The organism is Phycisphaerae bacterium (assembly GCA_012729815.1).
Classification (GTDB): Bacteria; Planctomycetota; Phycisphaerae; order JAAYCJ01; family JAAYCJ01; genus JAAYCJ01.
On the sequence record JAAYCJ010000207.1, the window covers coordinates 1 to 2,078 of the forward strand.

The following is a 2,078-nucleotide window of genomic DNA, read 5'->3' on the forward strand; positions in this document are numbered from 1 at the left end:
ATCCGTTCCACATTCCTGGGCCGCATGCTGATTGGCACGACGTTCGTCTGGTGGGACTTCCCGCACTACGCCTTAGGCTGCGTCGTCGGCTGGGGATGGATGCGAGGAATCGCCGCCATGCAGGACCGGGTCGAACGGTGGCACGTGCACCAGTTGCCGAACCACGCGTTCGGCCCGTGGGCCGAGAGACAGGCCGGCAAGTATCTGATGGAAAAGGGTTTGCGAATTGTGACGAGAAACTACCGCACCGGCTCGGGCGAGATCGACATCATCGCCCGCGACGGCCGGCAACTGGTCTTCGTCGAGGTCAAAGCCGAGCGGAGCGAACGGGGCGAGCCGCAGCTCAAGGTGGACGCCCAGAAACGCCGGCGGATGCGGACGACGGCCCGGTCATACGTATCACGCTACCGATTAGAGGAGTTTTCGGCCCGGTTCGACGTGGTCACGATCCAAGCCGATCCGTCGGGGCGGTTCACGATCGAGCACGAGGAAAACGCATTCGAGGGTTAGTCGGCCATGCTGATCGACGCGCACGCGCATCTGGTTTACGAGGGTCTGATCGATCGGATCGAGGAGGTCCTGAGCAACGCCGCAGCATTGGGGGTCGGCCGGGTGGTCTCGATCGGTACAGACCCAGCGAACGGAGCGGCCACGCTGGAGCTCTGCGACCGGTTCGAGGAGGTCTACGCCGCTTTGGGCATCCATCCCCATGAGGCGGATAAATATAGCGACGCCAGTGGATTGCGCGAAATGCTGGGCCATCCAAAGGTGCTGGCGGTGGGCGAGACGGGGCTGGACTACCACTACGGGTTTGCCGACCGAGGCAATCAGCGGCGGCTCTTCGAGAGCCAGTTGGCCCTCGCAGCCGAGACCGGACTGCCGATGGTCCTGCACTGCCGGGAGGGATTCGAGGATGCCCTGCCGATGATTCGCTCGGCGGGCAAGGACTTGCGCGGCGTTTTCCACTGTTTTACGGGCACGGAAGCCGAAGCGGATCAAGTGATCGCGATGGGATGGTCGATTTCCTTTACAGGAATACTGACGTTTAAGAAGTCGGAGGAACTCCGGCGGATCGCCGAGCGTATTCCCATAGAGAACGTGCTGGTCGAGACGGACAGCCCGTATCTTTCGCCGGAACCGGTGCGGAGCGTCCGGCCGAACGAGCCGGCCCACGTGCGGTACGTGGCGGAGTATCTGGCGGCGATCCGCGGGATGACGTATGATGCGGTGGTTGAACGGATATGGCAAAACGCCGTCCGGCTGTTCGGCCCAGGGCTTTGCGGTCACGAAGCGGGCGGGTCGGGCCGATGAGGACCGTAAGATGAGGGCCGCGGAAGGCGGAATTTGTCATACAACCATACAACCATATAACCATATGATCATACAACCGGCGGTTCGGGACAGGGGAGCTTCGGGGCTTGGGTTTGGTTCGGCAATAGGTGTTACAGGAGGCGTTCGATGAGTTTGTTTCTGGTCACCGGCGGGGCGGGGTTTGTGGGTTCGCATATCGTGGAGGGGCTGTTGGCGCGGGGCAAGAAGGTCCGGGTGATCGACAATTTCAGCACCGGCAGTCGCAAGAACCTCGAGCACCTGCTGGGCAAGATCGAGCTGATCGAGGGGGACATTCGCAAGGTGGAGGACTGCCGGCGGGCGTGCGAGGGGGCGGCGGTGGTGCTGCACGAGGCGGCGGTGCCGAGCGTGCCCAAGTCGGTGGTGGACCCGGAGACCTCGCACACCGCGAACGTGGACGGGACGTTCAACATGCTGATGGCGGCGAGGGAGGCGGGGGTTCGGCGGTTCGTGTACGCGGCGAGCAGTTCGGCGTACGGGGACGTGGAGGTCTCGCCGAAGCACGAGGACATCCGGCCGCAGCCCAAGAGCCCCTACGCGGTGAACAAGCTGGTGGGCGAGTACTACTGCCGGACGTTTTACGAGTGTTTCGGGCTTCAGACGGTCTCGCTGCGGTACTTCAACGTGTTCGGCCCGCGCCAGGATCCCAAGAGCCAGTACGCAGCGGCGATTCCGGCATTTGTGACCGCGATCCTTCAGGACCGCCGGCCGGTGGTGTACGGGGACGG

At 63.3% G+C, this 2,078-nt stretch carries 3 protein-coding genes; all 3 read left to right on the forward strand.

Annotated elements, in window-relative coordinates:
• Nucleotides 1–510, forward strand: a 510-nt coding sequence (locus GXY33_13805; GenBank protein NLX06208.1) for a YraN family protein, incomplete at its 5' end; no start/stop codon positions are given.
• Nucleotides 511–516: 6 nt separating this feature from the next.
• The gene (locus tag GXY33_13810) at nucleotides 517–1,311 is read left to right on the forward strand and encodes a TatD family hydrolase (protein NLX06209.1); all 795 of its coding nucleotides are present in this window, start codon (nucleotides 517–519) and stop codon (nucleotides 1,309–1,311) included.
• 147 nt (nucleotides 1,312–1,458) lie between these two features.
• Nucleotides 1,459–2,078, forward strand: a 620-nt coding sequence (locus tag GXY33_13815) for an NAD-dependent epimerase/dehydratase family protein (protein NLX06210.1), incomplete at its 3' end; no start/stop codon positions are given.